Source organism: Acinetobacter tandoii (genome assembly GCF_008867985.1).
GTDB classification, from domain to species: domain Bacteria; phylum Pseudomonadota; class Gammaproteobacteria; order Pseudomonadales; family Moraxellaceae; genus Acinetobacter; species Acinetobacter tandoii.
Genome location: NZ_VXLD01000001.1, coordinates 373,821 through 390,818 on the forward strand (window position 1 = coordinate 373,821; position 16,998 = coordinate 390,818).

A 16,998-nucleotide genomic window follows, 5' to 3' on the forward strand; every position below is an offset into this window, starting at 1 on the left:
GCATGATTCGATACAGACTCTCTAAGACGATTTCCGTTGCGTGTATGGCAAGTGCGATGACTTTGCTTGCTCCCGCAGTGAATGCACAAAATACTGAATTGAAGCAGGTGTTTGCTCAACTCGGTGCAACGCCTGTGGTGCGTGCCCAATTTGAGCAGCAGAAAAAACTGGCAGCTCTGAATAAAACTTATGTGTCCAAAGGCACGGTACTGTTCAGCAAAAATCAAGGTGTGCTGTGGCAGATTCAAAGTCCAGTCAAAGCCGATTTGGTGGTGACACCGCGTAAGTTGGTACAAAAGACGCAGCGTACTTCCAGTCAAATTGAAGTTGACAAAACTCCGTATGGCTCTATAGCGACGATGTTTTTACAGTTGATGTCGGGCAATGAAGCGGCACTCGCTAAAAACTTTAATGTGGTGTCTGCCAACTACAGCCCGACGCAGTGGAATGTCAGCTTAACGCCGAAAAGCAGTCTATTTAAAAAGCTTTTTGTCCAAGTTGATGCGCAAGGTCAGCGCTATGTGGATCGTATCACGATTTTGGAACAGGCTAATAACCGCACCGTCATTCGTTTTAGTCAGCAAACGGCTCAACCTCAAACTTTAACGGCTGCGGAAAATGCGCTTTTCCAATTGGCAAAATAAGTTTAGCGCCCTTTGGCTACTGATTTTGTGTGTCATTGCTTTGGCACTGGGCACGGCTTGGCTGAATAAAGGCATTAAGATTGAAACCAATATCTTTGCTCTGTTGCCTGAGGCTCATCAAGATGCTCATCTGGAACAAGCACAGCAATATGTGAGTCAGCAGTTAAATGATAAAGTTTTTGTGGTGTTGGATGCCAAAACGGATCAGCAATTAGAACAGGCAACACGAGCACTTAAAACCCAAGCTAATCAAAGTCAACTGTTTTTACCTGTTCGTCCACAGCTTGACCCCGATCAATTTGCCCAAGCGCTGTATCAGCATAAAGCAGGGCTATTATCCAAGACTGATCAGCAGCTTGTGCAGGGGCAGGACTATGCTGCGTTGATGGAGCAGGGCTTATTACAACTGATGAGTCCGGGCATGCCGATTACGGCTGAAATGCTCAAGCAAGATCCATTATTGCTGTTTCCCCGTTATGCAGTGGGTTTAAGCGCCTTACAAACCAATGCCGATATCAATTTAGAGCAGGGTTTTGCGACGCTTCGTAATGAGCGGGGCATCTCGCGCCTGATGGTGCTTCAGCTCAATAACAGCCCTTATAACATTGCCTACCAAGAGCAGACCGCTGCCTTTATTCAACGCATTAATCAGCAGCTCAACCAGTTGCAGGTTAAACCGCACTGGACAGGCACGTTATTGTTTGCACAGTTTGGTACCAATTCGGCCAAAGAGGAAATCTCGACCATTGGCGTGGGCTCGACTATTGGCATTTTGCTTCTGGTCTGGTTTGGCTTCCGTTCGATACGACCGATGCTAACGGAAATGGTTGCGGTGGGTACAGGTAGTCTGGTGGCCTTTGCGGTAACATATTGGATTTTTGGCGAAATTCATCTGATGACATTGGTCTTTGGTGCCAGTTTGATTGGAGTCTGTGTCGATTTTTCATTTTACTTCATGGCCATGCAGTCTCAGCACCGTCAGATTGATGGATTTACTGTTTTAAAACCGTTGCTGCCGAGTCTATTTGTGGGGTTGATGACCACGCTATTGGCCTATGTGGTGCTGAGTTTTACCCCATTTCCAGGGTTTAAACAAATTGCAGTTTTTTCCATGGTTGGATTGAGTGCTGCATGGGTGACCAGCATTTTATTACTGCCACGTTTGCCTGCGCTGAATGCGGAACCAGCGATACGTTCACTGGGTTTTATTGGCAAAGCACGTAATTATGTGCAAAGCCACAACACGCTGCGCTATGGCATGATTTCACTGATTGTACTGGTAACAGGCAGCAGCCTCGCCTTTCTGAAAAGTAATGATGACATCCGTAATTTACAAAGTATGGATGCTACCTTAAAGCAAGAAGATCAATACATTCGCTCGCGCTTTATGCAACAGCAAAGCAGTGAATATTTTGTGGTACAGGGCCGAACACCCGCAGAGTTAGAACAGCATGAACAGCAACTGCTGGCAAAACTTGCTCCCTTACAGCAGGTTGGCAAGTTAGATGCTGTGCAAGCTTTAGGGCAGTGGATTCCCTCGCTTGAGCAGCAAAAACAGAATGTTGCGATGTTACAAGCGATTCCTCAGCATGCTTTAGTGGAATATGCACAAGCGTTACAGCTCAATACCGCCGATGTTTTAAATTGGCAAGCGCATTTAAAAGACCAACCGTTATTGACCGAAGCAGTCTTTAAAGATCATCCGTTGCATTTTCTGCAGATGAGCCCCACGCAACGTTTAGTGATGCTACAAAATGTGCATGATGTGAACGCTGTGCAGCAGCTTGAAAATGCTGATGTGCAACTGTTACGTCCTGTTCATCAACTGTCTGAGTTATTCAAACAACATCGTGAACAGGCGCAATGGCTATTGCTTAGTGCTTTGATGATTTTAGCCATTGGCTTGGGTGTACTTTATGGCAAAAAATCTATTCTGCCTTTGGTACTGCCCGTCAGTATGGCTCTAATGACCACTTTTGCGATTCAAGCATGGCTGGGTGTCGAGATTAATTTATTCAGCATTATGGGCACCTTTTTGATCATTGGAATTGGGGTCGATTATGCGATTTTCTACCGCCACGGACATGATCACCCGCAGGTGGTGGGTATGGCTTTATTCCTGTGTATGATGTCGACTTTCTTCGGGTTTGGCTTATTGTCGTTTAGTCATACTTATGCCATTCACAGTTTTGGCTTAACAGTTTTATTGGGCGTTATTTTTTCATTTCTTTACGCCACACTTTTTACATCTTCCGATGCAAAACATGTTGTGGTTCAACAATATCAGCCAAAGAGCTGAGTTAAAGGGTACAGTGCAATGAGCACCATGCAACAGACAGATGTATTAATTATTGGGGCGGGACCATCAGGCAGTTCGGCAGCAGCTTTGCTACGCCAAAAAGGCCATCAAGTCACAGTGATCGAAAAGCAATATTTTCCACGTTTCTCCATTGGAGAGTCCTTATTACCGCAGTGTATGGTGTTTTTAGAAGAAGCGGGCTTATTGGATACAGTTCGTGCACATGCTGATGAATATGCCTTTCAGTTTAAAAATGGTGCAGCTTTTTTAAGAGGCACGCAGCGCAGTTTTTATGACTTTACCCAAAAATTTAGTGAAGGTCCTGGCACCACATGGCAGGTAAGACGTGCCAATTTTGACCAGCTCTTAGCTCAGCAAGCCGAAAAAATGGGCGCAGATATTCGTTTTGGTCATGAAGTTTTGGCGGTCGATGTGGCATCTACACAGCCGATTTTGACGGTCAAAGATGAGCAAGGCAACAACTATCAAATTCAGGGTAAATTCTTATTGGATGCCAGTGGTTTTGGTCGCATTTTGCCAAAGTTTCTTGACTTAGAAAGCCCGTCGGACTTTCCAGTGCGCCGTGCGGTCTTTACCCATATTGAAGATGGTTTGTTGGATGATCCTGAATTTGACCGCGAGAAAATTTTAATTACCGTGCATGAAAAAGACCACCGTGCATGGTATTGGCTGATTCCCTTTGCCGATGGACGTTCTTCATTTGGTATTGTGGCGGAGCAAGATTTTTTTGAAAAATACGGTTATGACGGCAGTGCAGATTATGACTTAGAAGCCTTGCAGAAACGTATTTTGGCCGATGATGCCAGCTTGTCGCATGTACTGCGTCATGCTAAACATGACACTCCTGTACGTACTTTGGTGGGCTACTCTGCCGATGTAAAACATTTGGCATCTGAAAACTATGCACTACTCGGCAATGCGGGAGAGTTCCTTGATCCTGTCTTTTCTTCGGGTGTAACGATTGCCTTAAAATCGTCTAGTCTAGCCGTACCATTGGTCGAGCAAGTGTTGCAAGGTCAGGCAGTAGACTGGATGGAGCAATACGAAAAGCCACTGCGTAAAGGTATTCAAGTGTTCCGTGCCTATGTTGAGTCATGGTATTCAGGTGAGTTTCAGGATGTGGTGTTTTCGACTCAGCAGGATGAAAAAATCCGCCGTATGATTGCATCTTTACTGGCAGGTTATGCATGGGATACAACTAACCCGATCCATCGTAATGCCAAGCAACGCTTGAGCACTTTGGCAGAATATTGCCGCGAAGCACAACAACAGAATGAGTTGCTGACTGATGAAACTTAAGCTGTGTTTAAAGACCATCAGTTGGGTTTTAGCCAGTGCTTTGCTTTGTAGTGCCTGTCAAAGTTGGATCCCTAAAGCGCAAGGATTGGCGACTCCGCAGTGGGTGGCACAAAATTACCAACGCCAAGATCAAATAGAAGTGCAGTGGAAAACCCAGAGTTTTAGTTTCTTACTGTACCAGCAACAGCAGGGACAATCGCTTGATATGTTGGCACTTAGCCTTACAGGGCAGCAGTTGTTTAAGCTCAGTTTTGATGGTCAAAAGGTTAAAGTCGAACAGCGTATTGAGCCGATGAAGTTGTTACCATTTGATTATGTGGTGCGCGATATTCTGTATGCAACTTATCCAAATTTTGCCGCATTACATGCTGCTCAAAATACTGTTATGCAAAAAGTAGATACCATTTATATTCAACAGCAGCCTGTGTTGAAAATTCAGCAAAAAGAGGGCGTGATTGAGCTGGATAATTTGCAAGTGCCATATCAAATGGTGATCAGTGCAGTGAGTAATACTTTAGAAGATGATCAAGGCGGTATCGATGACTAAAAATGTACAGCACACTTCAGCCGTCGGTATTCAGTTCAGTGCAGCGTTGTCGGCTTTGGGACAAAATCCTGCTGAGCTTCAACATGCATTAACAAGCACCGAAAATACCTTGTCGCAACGAGAGGATCTGATTGCTGGGCGTACGGTATGGGTAGGTGCTGCTGATCAAACCTTGATTCAAGATATTCCTGAAGTTTTGAGCCCAATCGATTCGCGTAATTTACGTTTTGCCTTGACGGCTTTGGCAAAAATTGAAACTGAAATTCGTACTTATACCGCACAGTTTCCAAAACAACGTCTTGCGGTGATCATAGGCACGTCAACGTCAGGAATTGCGGATAATGAGTCAGTCTTAAAAGCACAGTTTCAACAGTCAGCATCACAGTCTATACAGCATCAAAAACAAGAAATGGGTAGTTTAGCGAAAGCTTTACAACAATATTTGGGTTGGGAAGGACCTGCCTATACCATTTCTACCGCCTGCTCCTCAGCAGCAAAAGCCATGGCAGCGGGGCAACGTTTGCTCAATGCCGATTTGGCCGATGCTGTGTTGGTTGGAGGCGTTGATACGCTATGTAAACTGACCTTAAATGGTTTTGACAGTTTGGAAAGTTTATCGAGCAGTATTTGTCAGCCTTGTGGTGCTAATCGTGATGGCATCAATATTGGTGAAGCCGCAGGACTATTTTTATTGTCGAAAGCACTAGCACCTGTAATGTTGCTATCGAGTGGTGAGTCAATGGATGCTTGGCATATTTCAGCACCACATCCAGAAGGGCGAGGGGCTGCTGAAGCGATGCAAAAAGCATTAGCTGCTGCACAGCTTGAAGCTCGTGATATTGGTTATTTAAACTTGCATGGTACTTCTACACCGCAAAATGATGCGATGGAGATTAAGGCAGTACAGAGCGTATTTTCAGATGTCACTGTAGCCTTGAGCAGCACCAAACATAAAACAGGGCATTGTTTAGGGGCAGCGGGTGCAATCGAAGCTTTTATTTGCCAACAGGTTTTATTGGATCAATCATGGTTACCGCTGCATCATGCTGGTGAATTGGACGATGCTTTGGCTGGGCAAAATTATGTGCTTGATCCTAATTTAACAGCGCCAATACGTTATGTCATGAGTAATTCATTTGCGTTTGGCGGTAGCAATATTAGTCTAATTTTGGGGACAGTTTTGCCATGATGGATGCAGTAGAGTTTATTCCGCACGAAAAACCCATGGTTTTTGTCAGCCATCTCATTGAAGTGAATGATGAGTTTGCTATTGCAGAACTTCATATCACACCAGATTTGATGTTTTGTGAGTCAGAAGGTTTGCCAACATGGAGCAGTATTGAGCTGATGGCACAGACCATCAGTGTCTATGCAGGCTATAAAGGACAAACTCAGGGATTGCCACCAAAAATTGGTTTTTTATTGGGAACGCGTAAAATGCAGTTGCCTTGTGCCTATTTTAGTTTGGGCGCAACCGTGCGGATTCGGGTAGAACAAAGTTATCTGCATGAGGGTTTAGGGCAGTTTCATTGTGAAATTGAATATCAAGAACACAAATTCAGTGCCATGTTGAGTGTATTTGAGCCTGAAAATATGAACGAAATTATTGGAAAATTAGTGTGAATAAAAGAATTTTAGTAACAGGTTCGAGTCGAGGAATTGGCAAAGCGATTGCTTTAGAGTTGGCCAAAGCAGGCTTTGATGTCACGGTACATGCACGTTCAAGACAGTCAGAAGCAGAAGTAGTGGCACATGAGATTCAAGCCTTAGGTCAAGACAGCCATGTGTTGATGTTTGATGTGAATGATCGTGAAAAAATTGCAACGATTTTAGAGCAAGATATTGCGCAACATGGTGCTTTTTATGGGGTGGTGCTGAATGCAGGACTGACCCGAGATGGCGCCTTTCCTGCATTGACCGATGATGACTGGGATGATGTGGTTTCAACTTCATTAAATGGTTTTTATAATGTGCTAAAACCAGTAATGATGCCAATGATCCGCTTGAAAAAAGGTGGTCGTATTGTGACCTTGTCTTCAGTGTCTGGATTGATGGGCAACCGTGGTCAAGTCAACTACAGTGCGGCTAAAGCGGGCTTGATTGGTGCGACCAAAGCACTGGCGCTAGAGTTGGCAAAACGTAAAATCACGGTGAACTGTGTAGCTCCGGGCTTGATTGAAACTGAAATGGTGACCGAAGAAGTCAAGGAACATGCTTTGAAAATGATTCCGATGCAACGCATGGGGCAGGTGGAAGAAGTGGCTAAAGCCGTGAAGTTTTTATGTAGTGATGATGCCAGCTATATCACCCGCCAAGTGATTTCAGTCAATGGGGGGCTGATCTAATGAAACGTGTTGTTGTGACAGGAATGTCTGGAATTACCTCTTTAGGCGAAACCGCAGACCAAATTTTTGAACAATTTGCACAAGGCAAAAGTGGTATTCGTTATATGCCTGATTGGGAAATTTATTCCGATTTACGCAGTAAATTGGGCGGCCCAGTCGAATCATTTACCGTACCCAAGCATTTTAATCGCAAGGTTACACGAGGCATGGGACGCGTTGCTTTAATGTCGGTGGTCTGTGCTGAAAAAGCATTAGAAGATGCAGGTTTACTAAATAATGATATTTTAAAAAGTGGTGAAACTGGTGTCGCGTTTGGTTCATCTGCTGGAAGTGTGGATGCTGTACGTGAATTTGGTTCGATGTTGATTGATAATAATATGAACCAAATGAATGCGACGACTTATATTCGGATGATGTCACATACCAGTGCAGTGAATATGACCATCTATTTTGGCTTAAAGGGTTTGACGCTGCCAACTTCAAGTGCCTGTACTTCAGGTTCTATGGCCATTGGACAAGCGTATGAAGCTATTAAATATGGCAAGCAAACCGTAATGATAGCAGGTGGTGCAGAAGAGTTGAGTGCCGCAGGTTCAGCTGTGTTTGACGTACTCTTAGCGACCAGTATGCAAAATGATCGACCTGAAGTAACACCACGCCCTTTTGACGCGAATCGAGATGGCTTAGTGGTGGGAGAAGGTGCAGGTTGCCTCATTTTAGAAGAATATGAACATGCCAAAAAACGCGGCGCTACAATTCATGCCGAGATCATCGGTTATGGAAGCAATACTGATGGTCAGCATGTGACTCGACCTGATTCTGAAATGATGGGGCGTTGTATGCAGTTTGCATTGAAAGATGCACAGCTTACTGCCGCTGATATTGATTATGTCAATGCACATGGGACATCAACTGATCAAGGAGATATTGCTGAATCACAGGCGACAGCGCAAATCTTGGGTAAAAAACCGATTAGTTCATTAAAAAGTTATTTTGGGCATACATTGGGGGCATGTGGTGCTATTGAAGCATGGTTAAGTATTGAAATGATGCACCGCAAACAGTTGGTGCCTACGTTAAATTTAGATCAGATTGATAGTGCTTGTGGTGATTTAGATTATATTGTGTCAGGTATGCGTTCCGCAGAAACGCAAATCATCATGAGCAATAATTTTGCTTTTGGGGGGATTAACACCTCTCTAATTTTTAAACGTGTTGAATAAAACAAAGGTTATAATGATGTCTTTTAATAATTTTTTTGCAGCAACAGTATTTTCTTTATGTGGTATTGCTTCTGTTCAAGCGGCAGACCAGATGTATGATTTTAATTTCCAAGATGCGGTGAATCGTGCAATTGCCGATGGGGTATTGGATGGATCCGTTAAATTTTATTTGGCGGGAACCAAGTCGGGTGGCAAAGTGATTCAAAAAGATTTGGTGACCAACAAAAAAACCAATGGTTTTGCCAAGTCAGCAGAAAGTTCATGTGACCATGTATTACGTTCTGCACTGATTCAATTTCAAAACACAGCTAAAGCCAATGGGGCAAATGCCGTGACCAATGTGGTGAGTTTCTATAAATCAAATGAAAAACGCAGCACCACTACATACCAATGTGCGAAAGGAACAGCTCTGGCGGGCGTAGCATTAAAAGGGAATTTGGTGAAATTCTAGAGTAGTCGAGAATATTGACTACCCCAGATATACACATCTTTTTAAGACTGTTTAAACTCGGATTTACCTAAATCCGAGTTTAATTGACCATATTAGATTGTTAATAAGATTAGCTACTCGGATTCTCTACGATGAAATCCTTTCATGGCATCATCAATTTGTATGTCATCCCACTTAGCATGTGTCTTTATTAACTTAGATTCATGAATTGTTCCAAATTTTTTGACATCATGTGGCTTTCTAGATTTACAATAGCCATGTTGATTCGTATCTCTGCTCCAAGCTATTGAATCCTTTCCTAAGCTAAAGGTGCTTTCACAAAGTTCTTGTTGTAACGTGTGAGGAATCATTCCTGACATAATATCGAGTTTTACCATCAGCCTATTATATATTTGCCAATTGAAGCTATTTTTTAACCATACTAAACATTTACGTCATGACTATTGAAGTGACGAAAATGAGGGCTAAAGAATAGCTAAACGTGTTGGAGAGTATTTCAAATTGATTGAGAATGTGGGAATTTAAAAATTGAGTCAAAACAACACTATTAAAGAATTGTTTGATAAATCAATAGACAAGAAACTTTGGGTTGCTCCGATGGCGGGTGTGACAGATCGCCCATTTCGGACACTTTGTAAATACTTTGGTGCTGGACACGCGGTCAGTGAGATGATGACAGCCGATAAAACCCTGCGTATGAGCAAAAAAAGTTTGTATCGAGCTAACTTTGATGGAGAGTTAGCCCCAATTTCAGCACAAATTGCAGGTTCCGATCCGAAAGATTTGGCAGAGGCAGCTCGTTACCAAGTCGCAAATGGAGCGCAAATTGTCGACATTAATATGGGTTGTCCTGCCAAGAAAGTGTGTAATAAGTTGGCTGGTTCTGCTTTATTACAAGATGAAGATTTGGTTGCGCGGATTTTAGATGAAGTTGTTGCTGCGGTAGATGTACCAGTTACCTTAAAAACGCGTTTGGGCTTTTTAAATGGCCATGAAAATATTTTGCGTGTAGCGCAAAGAGCCGAGCAAGCAGGTATTGCTGCTTTGGCATTACATGGGCGTACTCGTGAAGATATGTATTTAAATACTGCACGTTATGACCTAATCAAAGAAGTTAAACAATCACTGAATATTCCCGTAATTGCCAACGGTGACATTGATAGTCCTGAAAAAGCCAAACATGTATTGGACTATACGGGTGCAGATGCAATTATGATTGGGCGAGCAGCACAGGGCCGACCTTGGATTTTTAGAGAAATCGCACATTATTTAACGACAGGACAGCATTTAGCTGCACCACAGATTGCAGAAGTCAAAGAGGTTTTACTCGGACATTTAGCCGAACTCTATCAATTTTATGGTGAATACTCAGGCTGCCGAATTGCACGTAAGCATATTGCTTGGTATACCAAAGGATTACGAGCAAGCAATGAATTTCGCCAGAACATGTATAAGGTTGAAACCACAGCAGAGCAGGCTCAAGTTGTTGAAACTTATTTCAACTTATTGTTGAGCGAAGGTCAAACCATGCACGATGTTCAAGTTGAACAGGTTAATTTACTTGATATTTAAAAGTCGGATGTTAAAAGCCCAGCTATTGCTGGGCTTTTTATTTATTGTGCCTGACTTAATTCCAGCACCAATTGATTGATCAAATCAGCAGCTTCCAATTCCCGAATTTGAGCCACATTCGAGCCTGCCCAGAATGCTCCATAGCTATGGTCACCTTGTTGACTTGCTGCTGCATGTAACTGTTTGGCCAAGTCATAAGCATATGGGTAAGCGGGTACAGCAGGACGGTCTGGTTGATCCACTGTCATGTGCCAAGTGTTTACTAATCCACGGGCAGGGCGACCAGAAATACTGTCCGTAATTTGTGTAACTGGTGCATTTAATAATGCTTTACGATAAGCAGTGTTGGCATTTGAACTTTTACATTGAACAAATGCAGTGCCGAGTTGTACCGCTTGAGCACCAAGCTGTAGTAATGAATGTGCTTGCTGTCCAGTCATGACTCCACCTGCCGCGATTACTGGAATATGGCAATGTTGGCTTAATAGTTGTACTAAATCAGAGGTTTTGATTGCACCATCAATACTTTGATTAAAAATACCACGATGACCACCCGCTTCAATTCCTTGAGCAATTACCATATCAATACCTGCTGCTTCAATTGCTAGTGCTTCTGGCAAGTTTGTCGCAGAGACCATCGTGAGAATGCCAGCAGCTTTTAATGCTGTTATTTGATGTGGGTGTGGAATACCAAAGTGAAAGCTTACGGCTTTAGGTCTGGTTTCAAGCACAAGATTTAAAAAATCATCATTGTCTAAAAAACTTGGATAAATACATTCTAGCTGCTGAGGAGCAACGACATTCAAGCGCGAGAATTGTGGGCTTAAATATTCGATCCATTTCGCTGCAATCGCTTGGTCTAAGACTTGGCTTTGGTGGCAGAAAAAATTTACTTGAAATGGATGATCAGTTAAGGCTTGAGTTGCAAGAATTTGTTCGCGTGCAGAATTTACAGAGCTTGCTCCTAAGCCCAATGAACCTAATCCACCTTGATTAGAAACCTCGGCTGCCAATGTCGGTGTGGAAACACCTGCCATTGGGGCTAGAAAAATAGGATGTTTAATTTCTAGTTGTTCTAGTAAAGACATAATCAGGCTCCATGTATTTACTTAACTGTGCCCAAGCTGAATAAATTAAGCAAATAATATTCACTATTTAATCTAAAAATATGGGTTAGAAAATACTGACTTTGTATGTAATTTTATAATTTATGTGGCTGTGTTATAGAGCTTTAAATAAAAAAATTTAAGCAATAAAAAACACCCTGTAGTAGGGTGTTTTTTACTAAATATTACTGTTGTGCTTTTTCTTTTACATCAGCAGCACCTTGCTCAACAGCACCCGCAACATGTGCTGTTGCATCTTTTGCGGCATCTTTCACGTCTTTAGCAGCAGCTTCGGTTTTAGCAGCAGCCTCATCCGTTGCATTGTCAATTTTATTTACGGCTTCATTGGTTGCAGCTTGAGTTTTGGCAGCAGCCTCACTAGCAGCATTTTCCATATCATGGCTTGCTTGTTGAGCAGCATTTTCCAAATGCTCGCCTGTCGTAGCACCAGTTTCTGGAGCTTTTTCTTTACTACATCCAACTAAAGTCACAGCAGCAGCTAGACCTAAAACAATAAGCAATTTATTCATAAGAAGTTTCCTTTTTATTTGTTCTATCCGACTAAGGGATAGACAAAATATAAAGTAAATTTGCTGAAAGTATGCTCAAAAAATGTTAAGTATTTGTAATTATTATTGATACTCTGATGTGGGTGTGAAACATGTAGGTATTATTCTGTAAATCGTTAGTGATGCCTTTTGTACCAATAAAAATATGAAATTGTTAAGATATACTTTATAGTGTACAGTGATTATGAAGAGCTGATTTTTTATGGCTTGTTTTATTTCTAATAAGTCTAGAAAAATTTTAGGTTGAATATAAATTATTGTTTTGAACAAAAATGCCAATCGAATTTAAATGAATATATATTTAAGTTAATTACATAAATCATCATTTAAAACAAATGCTTAAATTTTATTCAATAAGATTTTAAGCATTAAATTGGATTAAACACATATAAATATTAAGGGATTTTATTATTTACTTTTGATTAAATGTTAAAAAATTGATGTTTTATGTCAATAAAATAATTTATAATGTGAATTAAGTCACACTTTTTCTATTTGGTTAAGTCATGATTTTACAACAATACAAAATTGTTTTTGGTGGGACGATGGGGGCAGGTAAGTCTGCTGCGATTAAAACACTTTCTGATGTAGCAGTAATTAGCACAGAAGCAGTGAATACCGATACCCAAGCTCATTCTAAACTTTTAACCACAGTCGGAATTGATTATGGTGAGATTAAATTAGATGACGATACAAAAATAGGCTTATATGGAACCCCAGGGCAAGACCGATTTGATTTTATGTGGTCAATTGTCTGTAAAGGAGCCATAGGGATAGTATTGCTGATTGATCATAGTAGTTCAGAAAGATTGCTCGATTTAGAATTTTATTTAAACGCATTTGAAAATTATGGTTCTAATATTGTGGTGGGTATAACCCATATAGATGTAGAACATGAATTAAAGTTAAAAACTTATAGAGACTGGATGCGTATCCATCAAAAAAATTATCCTATATTTGCTGTGGATGCGCGTGAAAAAGATGATGTGCTACTTTTAATTGAGACATTAATTGCAATGCTTGAAAGCCAAAACCTTATAGCGATTTGAAGGTGCAGTTCAAATGTCTAGTTTATGTGAAATGATACAGCCATTTAAGAAACTATTCATAAGCAACTATTTGTTTTATAATAATATTATCTATTTTTTGTTGATTGTTTTTTAGCTTTAATTGCTTTGAACTCGTTACCGAATCTCAAAATATCTTTTGAGAATCTGAGTAAAGTTACAGTGGTTAGTATTTTTTGCATTGATTAAGAATAGCCCACTTTATAAATTTCAGAGTATAAGTTTAAGTGAAAAAATTGGGAAAGTTTTTTATCGGTGGTAACACTTGATTGCTCCAATCGTCTTAATGGATTTTGTCCATAATGATAATTTAATTGATGAAAATGTATTTTTACTTTCAAAAATTAAATGAAAAATTGATGGAATTGTCGACGTAAAGATGTGTTTTAAATCTTGAAATTATGGTTAATTTTGAATGAAGAGCATTTTAAATATTGCAGTATTTGGACTAAGTTTAAGTACGTTAGATCATATTAAAACGCAGGTTTTACTTGCACTACCATCTTCAACACAGGTGAAATGGGTAAATTTGGCAGAGAGTAAAATTGATCTGTTGCTTGTAAATGATGTGTTTTTTAATGCACCAGGTATTCAGAAAGTTTTGAGTAATCCACATATTACCTATTTGCGTTTAGTCAAAAAGGTCGAACATGCTGGGCGTATTATAGGTGATCAACTCTTTTACCCTTTTTCAAATTTAGAGCATCTACATGAATGGCTGTCTGAAAAATTGATACCAGTCACGGCTATGCCTTTTTCGTTACCTGTAAGTAATAAAGCAACGTCAATTTTGCCAACGATTACTCCACAGGAACAAATGTCAATCGAGAAGGTATTTGCTGAAATATTCACTCCAAGAAATGGTTTTATTCAATTATTTGATGCGAGTGGTTTTTTAGCTTTGATTGATACACGTACAGAAAGAGTATGGGTAGACGCAGGTAAAACTATTCAACTGAATTCAACTTTGAATCAAACTTATGCAACAGCGCAATTTGTGCAAGACATTACAAAAAATAAAGAAGTTTATGATTTGCGCACATGGTTGTGGAAAGTGGTGAATGCTTCAACAGATTTGAAACTACCTGAGGTTAAGCTAAATCAGAATTTTAAATTAGATCTTTGGCCTCAATTTGAACGTGATTTTAAGCGTAAAGAGTTTCTAAAAATGGCAGCATGTTTCTCGCATGGCGCAAAAATAAGCGATGTAAAACAGTTTTTGAATTTAAGTCATGATCAGATATTGAATTTTGTATCTTGTGCTGTTTTACTGCAATTGGGGCGTTTTGTAGATCAAAATGAAGTGAAGTTTCAGGAAGATACAAAACAAGTAGAATCTGGCCAGGGACATAAACTTCGTAGTTTTATTGGAAAATTACGCAAAAAACTTGGCTTATAAATAATCTGCGCCTAATCATAATTTTAACGGGGTAATTCCCATACCAAGAGGAAACAAGAAATGGCACGTGTTAGTCTAGATGCTCTAACAAGTTTAGATGGTTTTGTAGCAGCAGCACTGGTAGATAGCGACAGTGGTCTTGCTTTAGCTACACAGGGGACTGGTGTAGATTTAGAACTTGCAGCTGCGGGTAATACTGAAGTGATTCGTTCTAAACGCAAAGTGGCAAAAGCATTACAACTCAATGATAATATTGAAGATATTCTTATTTCTTTGGGTAAGCAATACCATTTAATTCGCCCATTAGATACCAATGAATCATTATTTTTGTATTTGGTACTCGACCGCGCTAAATCAAACTTGGCTATGGCTCGTTATGAACTTAAAGGCTTTGAAAAAGGTCTTGATTTTTCTTAATAAAATCAAAGCTATTCAAATGCCAATGTAACTCACATTGGCATTTTTTGGTTCTTATTCTAATAATAAATTTGGTGTGCAGTTTTAAAAGTGCTTAAATGGAGCTGAACTAATTCAGGCAGGGCTTGATAGCCACCAGCCAAGACAAACATCAAAGGAATCTGATGTTTTTTAGCTAATCTGAAAATCATCTCATCCCGTTTTTCTATTAACTCGGTGCTAAACCAAGTAGAACCACAAGGATCATTTTGGTGACAGTCCATGCCAGCCTGATAAACAATTAGATCGGCATTCCATTCAATTGCCCTTTTAAAGGCTTGATAAATGGCGAGGATATATTGGCTAAAATTCCCACTATGTTTATGTATGTGACTGGTTTCAGAACGTTCGTAGGTGGGGCAGCCAAAGGCAAGTCCATAAATACTATAATTAAATAGATTCTCGTATCGCTTGGTAAACTCAGCTGTTCCATTCCCTCCGTGTTGATCACAATCGAGTACAAAAATACGTTTATTAGGAAATGTTTGGGCGATGAGTGCTAAACCATTAAATGTACAAAATGAACTACCGAACTCATAAATAGCGTGATGAAATCCTTGAGCAATATTGGCAGAAATTTGATGTTTCCATGCTAATTCAGCTGCGAGAATCTGTCCTGCATTAATTTGATAAACAGCATCTCTAAGTTGCGTGTTCCAAGGTTTAAAGCCCTGAAATGTTGCCATCTTTTCAGGACTTCCTGTATGAAATGCATCGACATATTCAGGCGCATGTAATTGCTTTAAACTCTCTATTGATAGAGGATGAGGCTCATGAAAATTTGCTATGCCTAAGGGTTTTAATGCCTCAGCCACCGCAGTTAATTTCTCCATACTATTGGTATGAGTTTGTGCGAAGTACTGCGGAGAGTAACAAACCTGAAGCATCGGACTAACCTTGAATCTGCATTAATGCAATATCACGTAATTGTTGGAGTTGAGTCGTTCCTGGACTAAATAAGCCATTATCAACTTGCTGTTTATAATGTGTTGTAAAAGCTCGTTCACGATTTTCTGGTGAAACAGCTAAGGTTGTAAGGCGTAAAAACCAAAATCCATTAATGGCTGAGTAAGGTATAACGTAGCCTTTAAATTTTTGATTGGCTAATTTTTCCTGAATGAGGGTACGATCATAATTCACAGAAAATAATGATCCAGCGGGTAAACATACGCCATTCATTAAAACAGGTTTCAAGCTAATACAAGAGTGATTATCTCCCATATTTAATTTTTCTAATAAAATCGGTTGTTGTTGTTCATCGACAAAAATATTGATTTCACCTTGTCTAAGCATACGACCATGCGCAATTTTAAGGAAGAAATTTTCTGCCATTGGGCATGAACCCACTTTAGGCTTTTCCTCTAAAGCTTTTAATTCGACTAGACCTGTTTGTGCAGACGTTCTAGGTAAAATAATATCGGCAATTAAACTACATAAAAGTTTACTTTCTTCTAATGTTGCCTGTGAAGAAATTCCACGGAGTTTTTGTTGCAGTTTAATTTGCTGCTGTACTTCCAACTTAAGCTGTTCAGGCGTTGAGTCTGGAAGTGTATGTGCTGCATGATTTAGATCTAAATTATGCCAATCTGAAATTGCGAACTGAGATTGCTCCAGCAAAGTTTTTAATCCTTTTGTTTCAAATTGATTAAAAAGTTTTAAATCAGAAAAATCTTGTGGCAATCGAGTGGTATTGATGTATTCAGCCAATACTCGAGTGGCCTGTGTGTAGCCACAGCCTCGGCGTTCTGTCTGATGTGAAAAATGCTCATTGAGCATTTCGGTAAGTTTAGATGATAGCGGATGAATATGTTGTTTGAACAATTGAATAATTTCGTGATCGGTTTCGTTCATCCTTGCCTCATTTTTATACAAAAACATTTTGAAGTACATTTCTTTTAAATGAAATGTCTGATTTATTCTCAAGTTTTATTAGAGATTTATAAGGTCATACAATAGCAAAAAAATATTTGAATAAAATCACTTATACTATTTTTATTCAT

Annotated in this window: 17 protein-coding genes; 13 read left to right on the forward strand and 4 right to left on the reverse strand. The window is 40.1% G+C overall.

From position 1 onward, the window contains the following. The first annotated feature begins 2 nt into the window (after nucleotides 1-2). The 10 genes from F4W09_RS01780 to dusB all read left to right on the forward strand — a co-directional run bounded on the left by F4W09_RS01780 (nucleotide 3) and on the right by dusB (nucleotide 10,401). A complete protein-coding gene (locus F4W09_RS01780; protein WP_151503810.1) occupies nucleotides 3-644 on the forward strand; it encodes a LolA family protein in 642 nt (213 codons plus the stop codon). Then, a complete protein-coding gene (locus tag F4W09_RS01785) occupies nucleotides 619-2,943 on the forward strand; it encodes an MMPL family transporter (protein WP_151503811.1) in 2,325 nt (774 codons plus the stop codon). The genes F4W09_RS01780 and F4W09_RS01785 overlap by 26 nt, the downstream gene beginning before the upstream one ends. A gap of 18 nt (nucleotides 2,944-2,961) precedes the next feature. Next, nucleotides 2,962-4,263 (forward strand): NAD(P)/FAD-dependent oxidoreductase, encoded by a 1,302-nt coding sequence (locus tag F4W09_RS01790; RefSeq protein WP_151503812.1) that lies wholly within the window; start codon nucleotides 2,962-2,964, stop codon nucleotides 4,261-4,263. After that, nucleotides 4,253-4,810 carry a DUF3261 domain-containing protein gene (locus F4W09_RS01795; protein WP_151503813.1) on the forward strand — a complete coding sequence of 186 codons (558 nt, stop codon included), beginning with the start codon at nucleotides 4,253-4,255 and terminating at the stop codon, nucleotides 4,808-4,810. Before F4W09_RS01790 ends, F4W09_RS01795 begins: the two co-directional genes overlap by 11 nt. After that, nucleotides 4,803-5,999, forward strand: coding sequence for a beta-ketoacyl-[acyl-carrier-protein] synthase family protein (locus F4W09_RS01800; protein WP_151503814.1), 1,197 nt, complete (start codon nucleotides 4,803-4,805; stop codon nucleotides 5,997-5,999). Before F4W09_RS01795 ends, F4W09_RS01800 begins: the two co-directional genes overlap by 8 nt. Next, nucleotides 5,996-6,433 carry a hotdog family protein gene (locus F4W09_RS01805; RefSeq protein WP_151503815.1) on the forward strand — a complete coding sequence of 146 codons (438 nt, stop codon included), beginning with the start codon at nucleotides 5,996-5,998 and terminating at the stop codon, nucleotides 6,431-6,433. Before F4W09_RS01800 ends, F4W09_RS01805 begins: the two co-directional genes overlap by 4 nt. Further along, nucleotides 6,430-7,155, forward strand: coding sequence for a 3-ketoacyl-ACP reductase FabG2 (locus F4W09_RS01810; protein ID WP_151503816.1), 726 nt, complete (start codon nucleotides 6,430-6,432; stop codon nucleotides 7,153-7,155). Before F4W09_RS01805 ends, F4W09_RS01810 begins: the two co-directional genes overlap by 4 nt. Further along, nucleotides 7,155-8,378, forward strand: coding sequence for a beta-ketoacyl-ACP synthase (locus F4W09_RS01815; protein WP_151503817.1), 1,224 nt, complete (start codon nucleotides 7,155-7,157; stop codon nucleotides 8,376-8,378). Before F4W09_RS01810 ends, F4W09_RS01815 begins: the two co-directional genes overlap by 1 nt. Nucleotides 8,379-8,394: 16 nt before the next feature. Next, nucleotides 8,395-8,829, forward strand: a complete 435-nt coding sequence (locus F4W09_RS01820) for an excinuclease (protein ID WP_044740285.1) — start codon at nucleotides 8,395-8,397, stop codon at nucleotides 8,827-8,829. A 555-nt stretch (nucleotides 8,830-9,384) separates the two neighbouring features. Next, nucleotides 9,385-10,401: a tRNA dihydrouridine synthase DusB gene (gene dusB / locus F4W09_RS01825; protein WP_272482699.1), complete on the forward strand. Its 1,017-nt coding sequence runs from the start codon at nucleotides 9,385-9,387 to the stop codon at nucleotides 10,399-10,401. 41 nt (nucleotides 10,402-10,442) lie between these two features. Here dusB and F4W09_RS01830 read toward each other — a convergent pair whose 3' ends face one another. Both F4W09_RS01830 and F4W09_RS01835 read right to left on the reverse strand, forming a co-directional pair. Beyond that, a complete protein-coding gene (locus tag F4W09_RS01830; protein ID WP_151503818.1) occupies nucleotides 10,443-11,489 on the reverse strand; it encodes an NAD(P)H-dependent flavin oxidoreductase in 1,047 nt (348 codons plus the stop codon). 203 nt (nucleotides 11,490-11,692) lie between these two features. Beyond that, complete coding sequence (locus F4W09_RS01835) at nucleotides 11,693-12,037, reverse strand: hypothetical protein (RefSeq protein ID WP_044740289.1); 345 nt, start codon at nucleotides 12,035-12,037, stop codon at nucleotides 11,693-11,695. 545 nt (nucleotides 12,038-12,582) lie between these two features. Between F4W09_RS01835 and F4W09_RS01840 the strand changes: the two genes are divergently transcribed. The 3 genes from F4W09_RS01840 (at nucleotide 12,583) to F4W09_RS01850 (ending at nucleotide 14,959) form a co-directional block, all read left to right on the forward strand. Next, nucleotides 12,583-13,125: a GTP-binding protein gene (locus F4W09_RS01840; RefSeq protein WP_044740290.1), complete on the forward strand. Its 543-nt coding sequence runs from the start codon at nucleotides 12,583-12,585 to the stop codon at nucleotides 13,123-13,125. Nucleotides 13,126-13,558: 433 nt separating this feature from the next. Next, nucleotides 13,559-14,542, forward strand: a complete 984-nt coding sequence (locus tag F4W09_RS01845) for a hypothetical protein (protein ID WP_151503819.1) — start codon at nucleotides 13,559-13,561, stop codon at nucleotides 14,540-14,542. A gap of 60 nt (nucleotides 14,543-14,602) precedes the next feature. Next, nucleotides 14,603-14,959 carry a hypothetical protein gene (locus F4W09_RS01850; protein WP_016166703.1) on the forward strand — a complete coding sequence of 119 codons (357 nt, stop codon included), beginning with the start codon at nucleotides 14,603-14,605 and terminating at the stop codon, nucleotides 14,957-14,959. Between the two features lie 59 nt (nucleotides 14,960-15,018). On the opposite strand, the gene F4W09_RS01855 is transcribed toward F4W09_RS01850, so the two are convergent. Further along, a complete protein-coding gene (locus F4W09_RS01855) occupies nucleotides 15,019-15,885 on the reverse strand; it encodes an arginase family protein (protein ID WP_151503820.1) in 867 nt (288 codons plus the stop codon). Between the two features lie 4 nt (nucleotides 15,886-15,889). Continuing rightward, the gene (locus F4W09_RS01860; RefSeq protein ID WP_104441771.1) at nucleotides 15,890-16,849 is read right to left on the reverse strand and encodes a hypothetical protein; all 960 of its coding nucleotides are present in this window, start codon (nucleotides 16,847-16,849) and stop codon (nucleotides 15,890-15,892) included. Between the last annotated feature and the right edge of the window lie 149 nt (nucleotides 16,850-16,998).